Source organism: Marinobacter sp. SS13-12 (assembly GCF_030227115.1).
Lineage (GTDB): Bacteria > Pseudomonadota > Gammaproteobacteria > Pseudomonadales > Oleiphilaceae > Marinobacter.
In genome coordinates this window covers 2,357,302-2,373,401 of record NZ_JASSUA010000001.1, presented here as the reverse complement: position 1 = coordinate 2,373,401, position 16,100 = coordinate 2,357,302, and the positions used below count along the sequence as shown (strand labels likewise).

General features: G+C 55.9%; 10 protein-coding genes and 4 tRNA genes. 1 reads left to right on the top strand and 13 read right to left on the bottom strand.

The genetic code is table 11. From position 1 onward, the window contains the following. Positions 1 to 43: 43 nt before the first annotated feature. From QPL94_RS10890 to QPL94_RS10845, 10 genes are all read right to left on the bottom strand, one after another. Positions 44 to 1,897 carry a SurA N-terminal domain-containing protein gene (locus QPL94_RS10890; RefSeq protein WP_285357298.1) on the bottom strand — a complete coding sequence of 618 codons (1,854 nt, stop codon included), beginning with the start codon at positions 1,895 to 1,897 and terminating at the stop codon, positions 44 to 46. 171 nt (positions 1,898 to 2,068) lie between these two features. Continuing rightward, positions 2,069 to 2,341, bottom strand: coding sequence for a non-specific DNA-binding protein Hbs (hbs, locus tag QPL94_RS10885; RefSeq protein ID WP_027832426.1), 273 nt, complete (start codon positions 2,339 to 2,341; stop codon positions 2,069 to 2,071). Between the two features lie 238 nt (positions 2,342 to 2,579). Beyond that, on the bottom strand, positions 2,580 to 4,997 hold the full coding sequence (gene lon / locus QPL94_RS10880; protein WP_137434834.1) for an endopeptidase La: 2,418 nt from the start codon (positions 4,995 to 4,997) through the stop codon (positions 2,580 to 2,582). A gap of 159 nt (positions 4,998 to 5,156) precedes the next feature. Beyond that, positions 5,157 to 6,440 carry an ATP-dependent Clp protease ATP-binding subunit ClpX gene (gene clpX, locus QPL94_RS10875; RefSeq protein ID WP_285357297.1) on the bottom strand — a complete coding sequence of 428 codons (1,284 nt, stop codon included), beginning with the start codon at positions 6,438 to 6,440 and terminating at the stop codon, positions 5,157 to 5,159. Between the two features lie 77 nt (positions 6,441 to 6,517). After that, positions 6,518 to 7,153 carry an ATP-dependent Clp endopeptidase proteolytic subunit ClpP gene (gene clpP / locus QPL94_RS10870; protein WP_285357296.1) on the bottom strand — a complete coding sequence of 212 codons (636 nt, stop codon included), beginning with the start codon at positions 7,151 to 7,153 and terminating at the stop codon, positions 6,518 to 6,520. A gap of 175 nt (positions 7,154 to 7,328) precedes the next feature. Beyond that, positions 7,329 to 8,636 carry a trigger factor gene (tig, locus tag QPL94_RS10865; RefSeq protein ID WP_285357295.1) on the bottom strand — a complete coding sequence of 436 codons (1,308 nt, stop codon included), beginning with the start codon at positions 8,634 to 8,636 and terminating at the stop codon, positions 7,329 to 7,331. Between the two features lie 213 nt (positions 8,637 to 8,849). Continuing rightward, positions 8,850 to 8,934: transfer RNA gene (locus tag QPL94_RS10860), tRNA-Leu, on the bottom strand. An 84-nt stretch (positions 8,935 to 9,018) separates the two neighbouring features. After that, positions 9,019 to 9,094: transfer RNA gene (locus tag QPL94_RS10855), tRNA-His, on the bottom strand. Positions 9,095 to 9,188: 94 nt separating this feature from the next. Continuing rightward, positions 9,189 to 9,265 (bottom strand) — tRNA-Arg (locus tag QPL94_RS10850). Positions 9,266 to 9,298: 33 nt separating this feature from the next. Then, positions 9,299 to 9,375, bottom strand: a tRNA-Pro gene (locus QPL94_RS10845). A gap of 164 nt (positions 9,376 to 9,539) precedes the next feature. Between QPL94_RS10845 and folD the strand changes: the two genes are divergently transcribed. Continuing rightward, on the top strand, positions 9,540 to 10,397 hold the full coding sequence (gene folD, locus QPL94_RS10840; RefSeq protein ID WP_285357294.1) for a bifunctional methylenetetrahydrofolate dehydrogenase/methenyltetrahydrofolate cyclohydrolase FolD: 858 nt from the start codon (positions 9,540 to 9,542) through the stop codon (positions 10,395 to 10,397). 177 nt (positions 10,398 to 10,574) lie between these two features. Here folD and QPL94_RS10835 read toward each other — a convergent pair whose 3' ends face one another. The 3 genes from QPL94_RS10835 to QPL94_RS10825 form a co-directional block, all read right to left on the bottom strand. Further along, positions 10,575 to 12,755 carry a malate synthase G gene (locus QPL94_RS10835; protein ID WP_285357293.1) on the bottom strand — a complete coding sequence of 727 codons (2,181 nt, stop codon included), beginning with the start codon at positions 12,753 to 12,755 and terminating at the stop codon, positions 10,575 to 10,577. A gap of 143 nt (positions 12,756 to 12,898) precedes the next feature. Then, positions 12,899 to 14,281 carry a cysteine--tRNA ligase gene (gene cysS / locus QPL94_RS10830; RefSeq protein ID WP_285357292.1) on the bottom strand — a complete coding sequence of 461 codons (1,383 nt, stop codon included), beginning with the start codon at positions 14,279 to 14,281 and terminating at the stop codon, positions 12,899 to 12,901. Between the two features lie 55 nt (positions 14,282 to 14,336). Then, positions 14,337 to 16,013, bottom strand: a complete 1,677-nt coding sequence (locus tag QPL94_RS10825) for a glutamine--tRNA ligase/YqeY domain fusion protein (RefSeq protein WP_285357291.1) — start codon at positions 16,011 to 16,013, stop codon at positions 14,337 to 14,339. Positions 16,014 to 16,100 lie beyond the last annotated feature (87 nt).

Sequence of the window (16,100 nt, the reverse complement as noted above, 5' to 3'; positions counted from 1 at the left end):
TCAGCATCATACCGAGGCACCCTTTGACGGGTGCCTTTTTTGTTTACTGGCGCTCTACTTCAGCGCGCTCCCGAAGGTACTGCTGGTATGCCTGATACTCTCGCTGGCCTTCCAGGGAAGCCAGGAAGGTGCGTAGCTGGCTGAACTCGGCCCCCTCGCGGTTTACGTTCCCTTCATTGACGGCTTCAAGGGCAATAATTGCCACGCCGTTTCCGGACATGACCGAGCCATAGACCGCTTCGTCACCTTCAGGCCGCTGGAGAGAAAACACTCCGGACATGACAGCACCACCCACAGTGGGGTTGTTTCTCGGCTGGTCGTCATAGGACTGCCATTCCCCGATGCCCATCTCCTGAAGATCCTTGCCGGATTCCAGCTCCGAGATAATGGTTTCTGCGCGTTGGTCCAGCGCTTCGCGGGTCTTCTGGCGGGTCAGTGCCGCACGGATCTCGTCAGACACTTCGTCCAGAGGTTGTTGTTGGGCTTCCTGGTAGCGGGCCACCCTGGCAACCACTGACATATTATCGCCGACATCAATCAGTTCGGTATTGAAGCCATCCTGCAGAACATCTTCCGAGAACAACTGGCGCACCAACCCCTGGTGATCAAATGGCGCCTCGCCACCGTCACGGGTAATATTGCTCTTCTCCCGCACTTCCAGGCCAAGATCCTGCGCCGGACCATCCAGATCGTCAGCGGCATAAGCCAGATCAGCAAGTTCCGTGCGAACTTCGGCAAAGCGTTCTTCGGCCCTGCTGCGAGCGAGCTCCCTGCGAAGCTCGTCTTCCAGCTCCTCCAGAGGTGGTACTTCGGACTTCTGCACATCCAGCAACTTGATCAGGTGGATACCGAAGCTGGTGGAAACCGGCTCGGAGACTTCTCCCTTCTCGAGCTGGAACAGGGCTTCTTCGAAGGCTTCGTCATATACTCCTCGCCCGGCAAAGCCAAGGTCACCACCCTCTTCGGCCGAAACGGTATCCACGGAATATTCTTCCGCCAGTTCGGAGAAATCTTCTCCTGCTGACAGCCGCTCCTGAATGGTCGACATGGTTTCCTCGGCGTCTTCACCATCTTCAATCAGGATGTGGGCTGCACGACGCTCCTCCCTGGCAAGTTCCGATGAACGCTCCTGGTAATAGTCACGAAGTTCGTCTTCGCTGACATCGACCATTTCTGCAAGCGTTTCCCGTGACAAGGCAATGTATTGGGCATCGACTCTTTCAGGCTGCTGGAACGCGTCCTGGTTATCCTGGTAGTAAGCTTCGATCTCGGCCTCTGTAACCTCAACCTGGTCACTCACCGTGTCCTCAGCGAGTGTCACCATACGGAAATCACGTGTCTGGTTCTGAATGCGCAGCAACTGGGCTACGTGTTCCTTTGCCACGATGCCGCTCTGGGCTATGCCCGCACGAATCTGGTTTACCACGTACTGCTTACGCATGGTTTCCCGGAACTCGCCAACGCCCATGCCCAAATTCCGGACCGTTGCCACGAACCGGTCACGATTAAAGGACCCGTCCACCTGGAACTGGGGCATCTGGGTGATCAGAGAGTCGATGTCCTGATCCGAAAGTTCCAGGCCCTGATTCCCGGCATCCTGGATCATGACCTTTTCCTGGATCAGCGACTCCAGCACGTCACGTCGAATCTGGTCTTCATCAAGCAGGGAGGGGTCGGGATTATCCATTTCCGACAGGCGGCGCTGGCTTTCAATCTGGACAACGCGCAGAAATTCCCGCTCTGTAATATCATCTCCGTTGACTGTGGCAACCTCGGGCTCGCCGGAGAAACCGCCGACAATCGCGTCCATTCCCCAGATCGAAAGTGAAACAATCAGAAGGCCAATAATAACTTTGGCAATGGTGCCCTGGGCATTATCCCGAATATCTTGAAGCATGTTTCTCCCGGATCCCTGATCAATGTCTGTAAGGGTCTCTTAACGTAAAAAGGCGCATTCATTCAGGAATGCGCCTTGAATTCATCGGAGCTGGCTGACTGCGGTATTGCCACCGGGCCAACCGCTCCGGCAACCCCCGTCATTCCGGGCGCTGCCAAATGAAAGCTGCCGTTACTTTACGGCGTCTTTCAGGGCCTTACCTGCCTTGAACCCAGGCACTTTGGAGGCCGGAATCTTGATCTCGGCACCTGTCTGCGGGTTACGGCCAGTACGAGCGGCACGCTCTTTAACAGAGAAAGTACCAAAACCAATCAGCGTTACCTGATCGCCTTTTTTGAGGGCGCCGGTAATGGAGGTGGTCATGGCATCCAGAGCACGGCCAGCGGCGGCTTTGGAGATATCTGCGGATTCTGCAATTGCATCGATCAGTTCGGACTTGTTCACACTAAACCCCTTCGATTTCAGGTTGAAGATGTTATAGGTTGGTTTGTTGTTTCCTGGACGTTCCCGACTATCGCATAAGCGGTCAGAGAATTCCATTCTTCACTTTTTTTATTCCTTGCGGCTACTAACCGGTGTACGGAATAGGCATTAACTGCGCGGGAGCCCTTGATATTGGCTGCTTCACGGCGAAACAGTTATACCAATGGGCTCTCTCGCATGTCAACAACAGGCGGTGTGTTTAATGTGTATTTATGCGCTCTGCCGCTTCGCCGTCGTCATCCCTGGGCGTGCCGGAAGCCTTTTTCGACGACGAATCTTCGGTCAGTGGTTCCGGTGGATAGGCAAGCGCGATGTCCAGAACTTCATCGATCCACTTGACCGGACGTATCTCCAGGGATTCCTTGATGTTGTCCGGTATCTCCTTGAGATCACGGGCGTTTTCATCCGGTATGATCACTGTCTTGATGCCGCCACGATGAGCCGCCAACAGCTTTTCCTTGAGTCCTCCGATAGGCAGGACACGCCCCCTGAGAGTGATCTCACCGGTCATGGCCACGTCCGCCCGAACCGGAATCTGGGTCAATGCAGAAACCAGCGCGGTACACATGCCAACACCGGCGCTGGGACCATCTTTTGGCGTTGCCCCTTCCGGCACGTGAACGTGAAGGTCGTGCTTTTCATGGAAATCGTCACTGATACCAAGGCCGAGCGCACGGCTTCTGACCACCGTTAATGCGGCCTGAATTGACTCCTGCATGACATCACCCAGGGAGCCGGTCTTGATGACCCTGCCCTTGCCCTTGGTTAATGCACATTCCAGGGTCAGCAGTTCGCCACCGACCTGGGTCCAGGCCAGACCGGTTACCTGCCCGACCTGGTTCTTCTCCTCGGCCAGACCATATTTGAATTTCTTCACACCCGAGTAATCCTCGAGCATCTCCGGCGTGAGGGTCACAGAGGCCTTGTCGCCGCTTTCTACGTGATCACGCACCACCTTGCGGCAGAGCTTGGCAATCTCCCGCTCCAGGCCACGTACGCCCGCCTCACGGGTGTAGTAGCGAATCAGGTCGCGGAGTGTTTCCTGCGGTATTTCCAGTTCGTTCTTGCGCAGGCCATTGGCCTTGATCTGTTTCGGCAACAGATACTTGAGCGCAATATTGACTTTCTCGTCTTCGGTGTACCCCGGAATACGGATGATTTCCATGCGGTCCAGCAGGGCCGGCGGAATGTCCATGGAATTCGACGTGCACACAAACATCACGTCCGAGAGGTCGTAGTCCACTTCCAGGTAATGGTCGTTGAAGGTGTGGTTCTGTTCCGGATCCAGCACTTCCAACAGTGCCGACGCCGGGTCGCCACGATGGTCCATACCCATCTTGTCGATTTCATCGAACAGAAACAGCGGGTTCTTCACGCCCACCTTGGACAGCTTCTGCAACAGCTTGCCCGGCAGCGCCCCGATGTAGGTCTTGCGGTGACCGCGGATTTCCGCTTCATCGCGTACGCCACCGAGTGCCATGCGGGTGTACTTGCGGTTGGTGGCACGGGCAATGGACTGCCCCAGGGAGGTTTTACCCACACCAGGCGGGCCTACCAGGCACAGCACGGGACCTTTTACCTTTTTCACCCGGCTCTGGACCGCCAGATACTCAAGGATACGTTTCTTGACCTCATCCAGGCCGTAGTGATCTTCATCCAGAATGTCACGGGCTTTCTCGATGTCGTGGCGAACGCGGCTGCGCTTCTTCCAGGGAATGGCCAGCATCCAGTCAATGTAGCCACGAACCACCGTAGCCTCTGCCGACATCGGAGACATCATCTTGAGCTTGTTAAGCTCCGCCTCGGTCTTCTTGCGGGCCTCTTCCGGCAGGCCGGCTTCTTCCAGCTTCTGCTCGAGCTCTTCGAAGTCGTTGTTGCCCTCACCCAGGCTACCCATTTCCTTCTGGATGGCCTTCATCTGTTCGTTGAGGTAATACTCCCGCTGGCTGCGCTCCATCTGCTTCTTGACGCGGCCACGGATGCGCTTCTCAACCTCGATCAGGTCGATTTCGCCATCGAGCTTGCCCAGCAACAGGTCCACACGCTGACGGATTTCCAGCGCTTCCAGCAGCTCCTGTTTCTCTGGAATCTTCAGTTCGAGGTGAGCCGCCATGGTATCGGCCAGGCGCTCAAGTTCGGTGATGCCGGTGAGAGCATTGGAAACTTCCGAAGGTACCTTCCTGGAGAGTTTGACGTACTTCTCGAACTCATCCATCAGGGTTTTGACCAGCACTTCCTCTTCCCGTGCAGGCAGGGAATCCTCATCCATCAGCATGGCCTTGCCGGCCAGGTACTCACCGTCGTCAATGTTGGTGATGGTTGCACGGGCATTACCTTCCACCAGAACCTTGACGGTTCCGTCCGGCAGCCGGAGCATTTGCAGCACCGTGGCCACGGTGCCCATGGCAAATACGTCATCGGGGCCGGGTTCGTCTGTGGAAGCGTCTCTCTGGGCAACCAGCAGGATTTCCTTGTTGCCCTCCATGGCCGCTTCCAACGCCTGTATGGACTTTTCACGGCCCACAAACAGCGGCACCACCATGTGCGGGAACACCACCACGTCTCTCAGCGGCAACAACGGGTATTCTTGCACAGATTCTTCAGGTATCAGGGTCATAGAAAATCCTCTGATGATATTTATTTCAGCATATCACCCTTCATTGGGGCGACCGCAAAAATTGCAATCTTTTTACAGTTCGGATGCGGGTCCTGCCGGTGTACTCCGGGCATAAAAAAAGGGCGTCGCCGCCCTTTTCCATATGAACAGCCCGGACACTCAGTCCTCAGGAACCGCCTTGGCGTGATCACTACTGTCATAGATCTTGAACGGTTCGGACTGACCGTTGATGACACTCTCGTCAATGACCACCTTGGAAACGTCATGCTCAGATGGAATCTGATACATGGTGTCGAGCAGTGTTGCTTCCATGATGGAGCGCAAGCCCCGGGCGCCGGTTTTCCGCGCCATTGCCTTGCGGGCTACCGCGCGCAGGGCGTCCTCACGGAAGTCGAGCTCCACGCCTTCCATATCAAACAGTTTCTGGTACTGCTTGGTAAGAGCGTTCTTGGGCTCTGTCAGAATCTGGACAAGCGCTTCCTCGTCCAGTTCCGTCAGTGTCGCCACAACCGGCAGGCGGCCGACGAACTCGGGAATCAGGCCATATTTGACCAGATCTTCCGTTTCCACGTCCTTGATAATGTCACCGGTGTTCTTGACGTCTTCGGGGCTTTTGACGGTTGCCGAAAACCCGATACTGCTTCGATCAGAACGCTCCTGGATCACCTTGTCCAGACCCGCAAAAGCACCACCGCATATGAACAGCATATTGCCAGTGTCCACCTGCAGGAATTCCTGTTGCGGGTGCTTGCGCCCGCCCTGGGGCGGAACCGAGGCCACTGTACCCTCAATCAGCTTGAGCAGGGCCTGCTGCACGCCTTCACCGGATACATCCCTGGTAATAGACGGGTTGTCGGACTTACGGGAAATCTTGTCAATTTCGTCAATGTAGACAATGCCACGCTGGGCCTTATCGACGTCGTAATCGCATTTCTGCAGAAGCTTCTGGATGATGTTCTCAACGTCCTCACCGACATAGCCCGCTTCGGTAAGCGTGGTGGCATCGGCAATGGTGAAGGGAACATTCAGCATGCGTGCCAGCGTCTCGGCAAGCAGAGTCTTACCGCTGCCGGTGGGACCGATCAGCAGAATGTTACTCTTGCCAAGCTCTACCTCGGCCTTGCCCTCGCCATAACGCAAGCGCTTGTAGTGGTTATACACCGCTACAGAAAGCACCACTTTGGCTCGATCCTGACCAATCACGTACTCGTTGAGTGTATCGCGGATTTCGGCGGGTGTCGGAAGACGATCGCTTGCTTCTTCCTGGGCATTTTCCTGGATTTCTTCCCGGATAATATCGTTGCACAGGTCGACGCACTCGTCGCAGATGAACACCGAAGGCCCTGCAATGAGCTTACGGACTTCATGCTGGCTCTTTCCACAAAACGAGCAGTACAGCAACTTGCCGTTATCGTCGCCTCTGCCGTTTCTTTCATCTGCCATTGAAATACCTCTGAGCTTGGTTTACCGACGCAGTCACTTCAATACGCCGGCAGGGAATGTTGCGATTACCTTCAGTATTATTTATTCGGTACACGCTTATCAAGTATAGAATCAATCAGGCCATAGTCCTTCGCCTGCTGCGGATCCATAAAATTATCACGGTCCGTGTCTCTGGCGATGGTCTCCATGTCTTGCCCGGTATGGTGGGCGAGGATGGAATTCAGAGTGTGGCGAATCTTCAGAATCTCGCGGGTGTGGATCTCGATATCCGTCGCCTGGCCCTGATAGCCGCCCAGCGGCTGGTGGATCATCACCCGGGAATTGGGCAGACAGGCGCGCTTGCCTTCAGCGCCACCCGCCAACAGGAAAGCACCCATACTGGCGGCCTGGCCGACACACAGGGTAGCCACATCGGGCTTGATAAACTGCATGGTGTCGTAGATGGACATACCGGCGGTAACGGAACCACCCGGGCTGTTGATGTACAGGTGGATGTCCTTGTCGGGATTCTCCGATTCAAGGAACAGCAACTGGGCCACAATCAGGTTCGCCATGTGATCCTCAACCGGACCCACCAGAAAGATTACCCGTTCTTTCAGCAGACGAGAGAAGATATCGAAAGAGCGCTCGCCTCTTGCGGTCTGCTCGATAACGATTGGCACCAGGCCGGAATTGGTAACCATTGCGGGACCATCAATTGGTTTCTGCGTCATGATGCGCGTGAACTCCTTCTGGACAATATAGAGTGGCGTGTGTCCGCCACAGCTTTATAACTCGGCTTCGCATTGCGTTACTTTGCCAGCACCGGGCCAAGATGAAAACAGCCGGACGTGCCGGCTGTTTTCCCTGTCAGGCCTGCAAGGGACATTATGAATGCCCCCACAGTTTTTAACCTTGCTGCTGCTGGCCGGCCTGAATAGCCTCTTCGTACTTGAGCTTCTTCTCCTTGACCTGGGCCTTATCCAGTACCAGATCAACAACCGCATCCTCAAGAACAGACGATTCGATCTGCTGTTTCTGCTCCGGATTGCTGTTGAAGTGCGCCACAACCTCTTCAGGCTGTTCATACGTTGACGCGATTTCCTGGATCTTTTCATCCACTTTAGCAGGATCTGCCTTCAGGTCATTCTGCTTGACCACTTCCTGGAACAGCAGACCGGTTTTCACGCGGCGACGAGCCTGCTCTTCGAAAATCTCTTTCGGCAGTTGCTGCGGATCAATCTGGCCGCCAAAACGCTGTACTGCGTCCTGACGCAGACGATCAATTTCCTGGTCTACCAGGGCTGTGGGCACTTCCAGCTCAGTGCTTTCCAGAAGCCCGTCAACAACGTCGTTCTTGACCTTATTGGAGACAGCCTGCTTGAGCTCCCGTTCCATATTCTTCTGAACTTCTTCACGGAACGCGGCTTCGTCTTCAGCGTCGATACCGAACTTCTTGAAGAACTCGGTGTCCAGCTCCGGCAACTGCGGTTCCTGAACCTCGTGAATCTTGATCTCGAACTTCGCCGGCTTGCCCGCCAGCTCTTCGTTCTGGTAGTCCTCCGGGAAGGTCACCTCGATCTCCAGCTCTTCGCCGGCCTTGCCGCCAACGATGCCCTTCTCGAAGCCGGGAATCATCTGGCCTGAGCCCAGGGTCAGCTTGTGGTTCTCGGCAGCGCCACCTTCGAACTCTTCACCGTCAACGAAACCTTTGAAATCAATGAGCACGACGTCCTTGTTCTTGGACTTGCGCTTGACGGATTTCATGGTGGCCTGCTGACGACGCAGGTTGTCGATCATGGTGTCGACGTCTTTCTCGGTAATCTCGGCCTTCGGCTTTTCAACGGAAATCTTGCTGAAATCACCCAGCTCTACTTCCGGCAGCACTTCAAAAATAGCCACGAACTCGAGGTCTTTGCCCTCTTCCATGGTCTTTGGTTCGAACTTCGGCCAGCCCGCCGGATTGATGTCCTGCTCCTGCAGCGCCTTGATGTAGTTGTCACGCATGACCTCGCCAACAATTTCCTGGCGGACGCTGTCACCGAAACGACGCTTCACCACACTCATGGGCACCTTGCCCGGACGGAAACCGTTCATTTTCACTGTGCGTGCGGTTTCCTGCAGGCGTTTCTGGACCGCCTGGTCGATTTCCTGGGCGGGCACACCAATCGTCATCCGACGTTCGATGTTGGAGGTCGTTTCAACAGACACTTGCATGGAAGATCCTCAAATTACAGGTTCGGTATGTGAATGAAAATAAAACCAAAAATCCGATTCAGGGCGAATTCCCGGAAAAGGACGCAAATTTAAAAGCGGGTAGTTTATCACGGTTTGCCATGCCGAGAGAATCACCCGGTGCAGGCTCTTTTCAGGAACAGGTCACAGACAGATCAGGGAAAGAACAAAGAGAAACAACCGACAAGAAAATAATGGTGCGAGCGGAGAGACTCGAACTCTCACGGGTTGCCCCACTGGAACCTAAATCCAGCGCGTCTACCAGTTCCGCCACGCTCGCACACGATGCGCGAATCCACAGGCTTGAACACAAGCGTAGAACTCCGCGGGTGCGGAAATCAACCGTGAATCATCGGGGAAAAATTGGGGTGGACGAAGGGGATCGAACCCTCGACCGCAGGAGTCACAATCCTGAGCTCTACCAACTGAGCTACGTCCACCACATCCAGACTACCGTCAGGCAGGGCCCGACAAATACTCCAAATTAACTTTGCTGATTCGGTGTCTCCGGGACGGATCAAACCGTCTGCGGTATGGCGCGCCCGGCAGGACTCGAACCTGCGACCACCGGCTTAGAAGGCCGATGCTCTATCCAGCTGAGCTACGGGCGCATAAACCGTTCGCCCACCTGAACATTCAGAAAGTGGTCGGGGTAGAGAGATTCGAACTCCCGACATCCTGCTCCCAAAGCAGGCGCGCTACCAGACTGCGCTATACCCCGTCTGAACTGAACAACAGATACCTCAGCAAAGTTGGCGCGCATATTACCGGCGCCGAACCGGTCCGTCAACACGCATTTTGGCTTTTCGCCCTCTGATTGGCGGCAGGCGCCAAGCATGAGACAATGCGACGCCTTTATTTTCGCACAACCGACAAGACAAAGACATGAGCGCCAAACTGATTAACGGAAAAGAAATCGCCGCCACGGTGCGACAGCAAGTTGCGGCAGGAACAGAAGCCCGGAAACAGCAGGGGCTTCGTGCTCCCGGACTGGCTGTGGTGCTGGTGGGCAACGACCCAGCCTCGCATGTATATGTAGGCAACAAGCGCAAGGCCTGTGACGAAGCGGGCATCATGTCGCTCTCCTACGACCTGCCGGAAGACACCTCCCAGGAGGCTCTGGAAGCCCTGGTCGACGAGCTCAATGAGAACCCGGATGTGGACGGCATCCTGGTACAGCTTCCGCTGCCAGCCCATATGGACGCGGACCCCATTTTGGTGAAAATCCGCCCGGATAAAGATGTGGATGGCTTCCACCCCTACAACATCGGCCGCCTGGTGCAACGCAAACCCGCCCTGAGGCCCTGTACACCAGCTGGCGTCATCACCCTGCTGGACAGCATTGATACCCCTTACAAGGGTCAGCACGCGGTTATAGTGGGTGCGTCGAATATCGTTGGCCGTCCGATGACGATGGAGCTACTGCTCAAGGGCGCCACCGTTACCGTATGCCACCGCTTTACCGATGACCTGGAAAAGTTCGTGAGAGAAGCAGACATCCTGATTGCTGCGGTTGGCAAACCGGGGCTGATCAAAGGCGAATGGGTCAAGCCCGGGGCAACGGTGATTGATGTTGGCATCAACCGGATGGAAGACGGCAAACTGCGCGGCGATGTTGATTTTGCGGCTGCTTCAGAACGGGCGGCGTATATTACGCCGGTTCCCGGGGGTGTGGGACCGATGACGATTGCGACGTTGTTGCAGAATACGTTGTACGCGGCGAATGAGTTGCACAAGGATTGAATTGGGTTGTCGGATTACGGCCCTTTCGGGCCTAATCCGACCTACGGGGTACCCTGGAGCTTGCACATGTAGGTCGGATTAGGCGAAGCCGTAATCCGACACCAGCCAACCACCCAAGCCAGAAACTTCCACCCACAAAAAACCCCGCAACTGCGGGGTTTTTTGATGGCCAGGCGTTTACTGCCCGTATTTCTCTTTCGCCTTCAGGCGATAGGCGTGCAGAAGCGGCTCGGTATAGCCATTCGGCTGCTCGCGGCCCTTGAGCACCAGGTCCATGGCGGCCTGGAAGGCGATGCTGCCATCGAACTCAGGCGCCATGGCGCGGTACGACGGGTCGTTGGCATTCTGGCGGTCTACCACCGCAGCCATGCGCTTCATGGTCTCGTGAATCTGCTCTTCAGTGCAGATGCCATGATAGAGCCAGTTGGTCAGCAACTGCGAGGCGATACGCAGCGTTGCCCGGTCTTCCATCAGGCCCACATCGTTGATGTCGGGAACCTTGGAGCAGCCAACACCGCTGTCGATCCAGCGCACCACGTAACCAAGAATACCCTGGGCGTTGTTATCCAGCTCCTGCTGGATTTCGTCCGCCGACAGGGACTTTGGATCATCCATAACCGGAACGGTCAGGATATCGTCCAGATTGGCGCGGGCGCGGCTTTCCAGCTCCTTCTGAATATCCGCAACGCTGACCTGGTGGTAGTGGGTGGCGTGCAGGGTGGCAGCCGTGGGTGATGGTACCCAGGCGGTATTGGCGCCGGCTTTCGGGTGGCCAATCTTGGCTTCCAGCATGCCTGCCATCAGGTCCGGCATGGCCCACATGCCTTTACCGATCTGGGCAACACCACGGAACCCGGTTTCCAGGCCAATGTCCACGTTCCACTGCTCGTAGGCCTGGATCCACGCGGCCTGCTTCATCGGGCCCTTGCGAATAAACGGACCCAGCTCCATGGAGGTGTGGATTTCGTCACCCGTGCGATCCAGGAAGCCGGTGTTGATAAACACGGCACGCTCTTTCGCGGCATGGATACAGGACTTGAGGTTCACCGTCGTGCGACGCTCCTCGTCCATAATGCCGACTTTCAGGGTAAAGGCCGGCAGGCCAAGGGCGTCTTCCACGCGACCGAAAAATTCATTGGTGAACGCCACTTCTTCCGGACCGTGCATCTTCGGCTTGACGATGTAAACGGAACCGGTGGTACTGTTCTGGAGTTTACCGGTGCCCTTCAGGTCATGGATCGCGATCAGCGAAGTCAGCAGGCCATCCATCAGACCTTCCGGCACTTCGCTGCCGTCTTTCAGCAGAATGGCCGGGTTGGTCATCAGGTGGCCGACATTGCGCACAAACATCAGGCTGCGGCCTTTCAGTACCAGTTCACCACCGCCAGGTTTGCTGTAGGTACGGTCCTCGTGCATCTTGCGGGTCATTTGCTGCCCGCCTTTCTCGAAGGTCTCCTCCAGGTCGCCCTTCATCAGGCCAAGCCAATTACGATAGGCCAGCGCCTTGTCGTCTGCATCAACGGCGGCAACGGAGTCTTCACAGTCCATGATGGTTGTCAGGGCGGACTCCATCAGAACGTCTTTGACGTGGGCACCGTCATCTTTGCCGATCGGATCGCTGGCATCGATCTGGATTTCGAAGTGCATGCCGTTCTTGACCAACAGCACGCCGGTGGGTGCATTCGCTGCACCGGTATAACCAACGAAACCAGCCTCGTCTTTCAGACCAGTGGATTCGCCGTTTTGCAGCTTGACCACCAGCTTGCCGCCCTCAACCAGGTACTGTGCAGCATCCTTATGACTACCGGAAGCCAATGGTGCAGAGCTGTCCAGCAGATTACGGGCGAATTCGATAACCCTGGCGCCACGTACCGGATTGTAGCCACGGCCCTTCTCGGCGCCGTCTTCCTCGGAAATGGCATCGGTGCCGTAAAGCGCATCGTACAGGCTACCCCAACGGGCATTGGCAGCGTTCAGGGCAAAACGGGCGTTCATTACCGGAACCACAAGCTGGGGACCGGCCATGGTGGCCACTTCGGGATCCACGTTCGAGGTGGAAATCTTGAAGTCACCCGGCTCGTCGACCAGGTAGCCGATGTCTTTCAGGAACGACTTGTACTCGGCCATGTCGAGCTTCTGACCTTTATGGTCGCGGTTCCATGTGTCCATCTTTTCCTGGATGGCATCGCGCTTGGCAAGCAGTTCTTTGTTGCGGGGTGCCAGTTCGTGAACGATCTTGTCGAACTCGCCCCAGAACTTGTCAGCGTCGACACCGGTGCCCGGAATCGCTTCATTATTAACGAAATCGAACAGGTTCTTTGCGACCTGAAGGCCGCCGACTTGTACGCGTTCTGTCATCGTTGTTTGCCTCAGTGGGTTACTGTATTCCCTGCCCTTTCGGCGGGTTTCCCCGGAAGGGCCGTTATAATTCGAGGGCCGTATTGTACGGGAAATTCCCTACAAGGTCATTCCTGCGCCTACAACCCGACCTATGGATTATCTCATCCGCGGCGCCAGCTGGTTCCCTCACGGCTGTCATCAAGAATAATGCCTTTATCCACCAGTTCATCGCGGATACGGTCCGCTTCTGCGAAATCCTTCTGCTTCCGCGCATCGGCCCTGGCCTGGATCATGGCCTCGATGTCGTCGGCACTGAGCTCTCCCCCGGTATCGGCCTGGAAGAAGGCTTCCGGGTCCTGCTGCAACAGCCCGAGAACACCGCCAAGCCTCACGAGCACGGCCGCCTGTTCATTGGCCTCCTTGTCATGCCCTTCCCGTCGGTGCTGATTGATCTCATTGGCCACAGCATGAAGCACCGCAATGGCGCCTGCGGTGTTGAAGTCATCGTCCATGGCCTCGGCGAAGCGCCGGTCATGTTCGGTTTCCGCCACATCCTTGGCCGGCACCAGGCCTCGCAGGGCATGATACAACTTGGTGAGTGTTCGCCCCGCTTCCGCCAGATTCTCTTCCGAGTAATCCACCTGGCTGCGGTAATGGCTGGAAACCAGGAAGTAGCGCACCACTTCCGGCGCATATTTTTCAAAGATCTCGCGGATGGTAAAGAAATTGCCCAGGGACTTGGACATTTTTTCCTTATTCACCCGAATGGCGCCCGCGTGCATCCAGGTGTTCACAAAGGTGTGGCCGTTGGCGCACTCGGACTGGGCAATTTCGTTTTCATGATGCGGAAACAGCAGGTCTGGCCCGCCACCGTGAATATCGAAGGTTTCTCCCAGGCAGCGGTTGGACATGGCTGAACACTCAATATGCCAGCCCGGCCGGCCGTCGCCCCACGGCGAAGGCCAACTCACCTCACCGGGCTTGGCGGCCTTCCACAGCACAAAGTCAGCCGGGCTGCGCTTGGCTTCCTGAACATCCACCCGGGCACCTGCCACCAGATCCTCCAGCTTTTTCTTGCTGAGCTTGCCGTAGTCCGGGTAGGACTCAACCGAAAAGTACACGTCACCGTTATCTGCGGCATAGGCATGACCGCTGGAAACAAGCTTGTGGATCATAGCGACGATGTCATCAATGTAATCTGTGGCACAGGGCTCTTCCGTCGGTGACAAAACACCGAGCTTGGCCTCATCCTCGTGCATGGCCTTGATCATGCGCTTGGTGAGATCACTATAGATTTCACCATTCTCGTCAGCGCGACGGAGGATCTTGTCGTCTATATCGGTGATGTTGCGCACGTAGTGAACGTCGTACCCGCTGTGACGTAAATACCGCGTGATCACATCAAACGCCACCAAAACCCTCGCATGTCCAAGGTGACAGTAATCGTAGACCGTCATACCACAGACATACATGCGAACCTTCCCGGGTTCGATAGGTTTGAACTCTTCCTTCTGTTGACTAAGAGTGTTGTAGATTCTAATCACGCTACGCTCGTTAAAAGTTCAAATGAATGTATTACCGATGTTCGACGGACTAACCTTATTTACCCTTGCCCCAGGAATCCCTGAGGGTCACTGTGCGGTTGAAGACCGGGCGACCTGAAGCGGCAGTCGATTCTTCATCACAGAAGAAGTAGCCTTCCCGCTCGAACTGGTATGGCAGGTCTGTCCGGGGCGTGGCCAGGCTCTTCTCTACCCTGGCGCCTTTCAGAACGACCAATGACTCGGGATTGATGGAGTCAACGAAGTCAGTTTCTTTGTCACTATCCGGCGACTCGTGATTGAACAGACGGTCGTACTGATTGATGTCGGTCTCAACGCTATCTGTCGCTGATACCCAGTGAACGACGCCATTAGGTTTGTAGCCTTCGGGATTCACACCCAAAGTGCTCGGATCGTACTCACATTTAAGCTCAACGATCTCACCAGCCTCATCACGAATAACCTCACGACAGGTCATGACATACCCACCACGCAGGCGCACTGCCTGATCCGGGGCCAAACGCTTCCACTTGCGGGGCGGCTCTTCGGCGAAGTCTTCCTGGTCGATGTACAGGGTCTGGCTCCAGGTCACTTCCCGCTCGCCCATGTCCGGATTCTGGGGATGAACCGGTAACACCAGGGTTTCAGTCTTGTCTTCCGGGTAATTGGTCAGCGTAACCTTCAGCGGGCGCATAACACACATGGCGCGCGGCGCACGGGTGTTGAGGTCTTCGCGGATGGCATGCTCCAGCATACCCATATCCACGGTGCCGCCAGCCTTGTTAACGCCAATCATGTCGCAGAAGGTGCGAATGGATTCCGGGGTATAACCACGGCGGCGCATGCCGGAAATGGTGGGCATGCGCGGGTCGTTCCAGCCGTCCACGAAACCTTCATCCACCAGGCGCCTGAGCTTGCGTTTGCTGGTGATGGTGTAGTTCAGGTTAAGCCGGGCGAATTCGATCTGCCTTGGCTGACAGGGAGCCGAGATGTTTTCCAGTACCCAGTCGTACAGCGGGCGATGGTCCTCGAATTCCAGGGTGCACAGGGAGTGGGTGATTCCCTCCATGGCGTCGGAAATCGGATGGGTAAAGTCGTACATCGGGTAGATGCACCACTTGTCGCCGGTCTGGTGGTGGTCAGCGTAGCGAATCCGATACAGGATCGGGTCCCGAAGGTTGATGTTCGGGGAAGCCATGTCGATCTTGGCGCGCAGCACCAGCTCACCGTTCTGGTACTTGCCATCGCGCATGTCGCGGAACAGTTGCAGGTTTTCTTCCACCGGGCGGTCGCGGTAGGGGCTGTTCTGCCCGGGCTCTTTCAGGGTGCCACGGTACTCGGCCATCTGGTCGGCGGCCAGCGCACACACATAGGCTTTGCCCTTTTCGATCAGCTCAACGGCAAACTCGTAGATGGCGTCGAAATAATCCGAGGCGTAACGTACCTCGCCGGCCCACTCGTAGCCCAGCCACTGGACATCCTGCTTGATAGCGTCGATGTACTCCTGGGATTCCTTTTCCGGATTGGTATCGTCAAATCGCAGGGTACACACCCCATCGAACGTTTCGGCAATACCGAAGTTAAGACAGATCGACTTGGCGTGGCCAATATGCAGGTAACCGTTGGGCTCCGGCGGAAATCGCGTCACCACCTTGCCTGTGTGCTCGCCTTTGGCGATCGCGTCTTCAATCAGGCTCTGGATGAAGTTATGGGCTTTCTTGGACTCGGCGCTCATACAATCTCAATCATAGGGTGTGGGTCTGAAACCGCGTATTATACTCACAAATCATTGCCTAACTCATGCACGCAAACAAACTCTTCA

Excerpts from the sequence above, each read along its gene's own strand:
- QPL94_RS10890 (WP_285357298.1), bottom strand. The coding sequence starts at position 1,897 with ATGCTTCAAGATATTCGGGATAATGCCCAGGGCACCATTGCCAAAGTT.
- QPL94_RS10835 (WP_285357293.1), bottom strand. The coding sequence starts at position 12,755 with ATGACAGAACGCGTACAAGTCGGCGGCCTTCAGGTCGCAAAGAACCTG.
- clpP (WP_285357296.1), bottom strand. The coding sequence starts at position 7,153 with ATGACGCAGAAACCAATTGATGGTCCCGCAATGGTTACCAATTCCGGC.
- QPL94_RS10825 (WP_285357291.1), bottom strand. The coding sequence starts at position 16,013 with ATGAGCGCCGAGTCCAAGAAAGCCCATAACTTCATCCAGAGCCTGATT.
- clpX (WP_285357297.1), bottom strand. The coding sequence starts at position 6,440 with ATGGCAGATGAAAGAAACGGCAGAGGCGACGATAACGGCAAGTTGCTG.
- tig (WP_285357295.1), bottom strand. The coding sequence starts at position 8,636 with ATGCAAGTGTCTGTTGAAACGACCTCCAACATCGAACGTCGGATGACG.
- folD (WP_285357294.1), top strand. The coding sequence starts at position 9,540 with ATGAGCGCCAAACTGATTAACGGAAAAGAAATCGCCGCCACGGTGCGA.
- lon (WP_137434834.1), bottom strand. The coding sequence starts at position 4,997 with ATGACCCTGATACCTGAAGAATCTGTGCAAGAATACCCGTTGTTGCCG.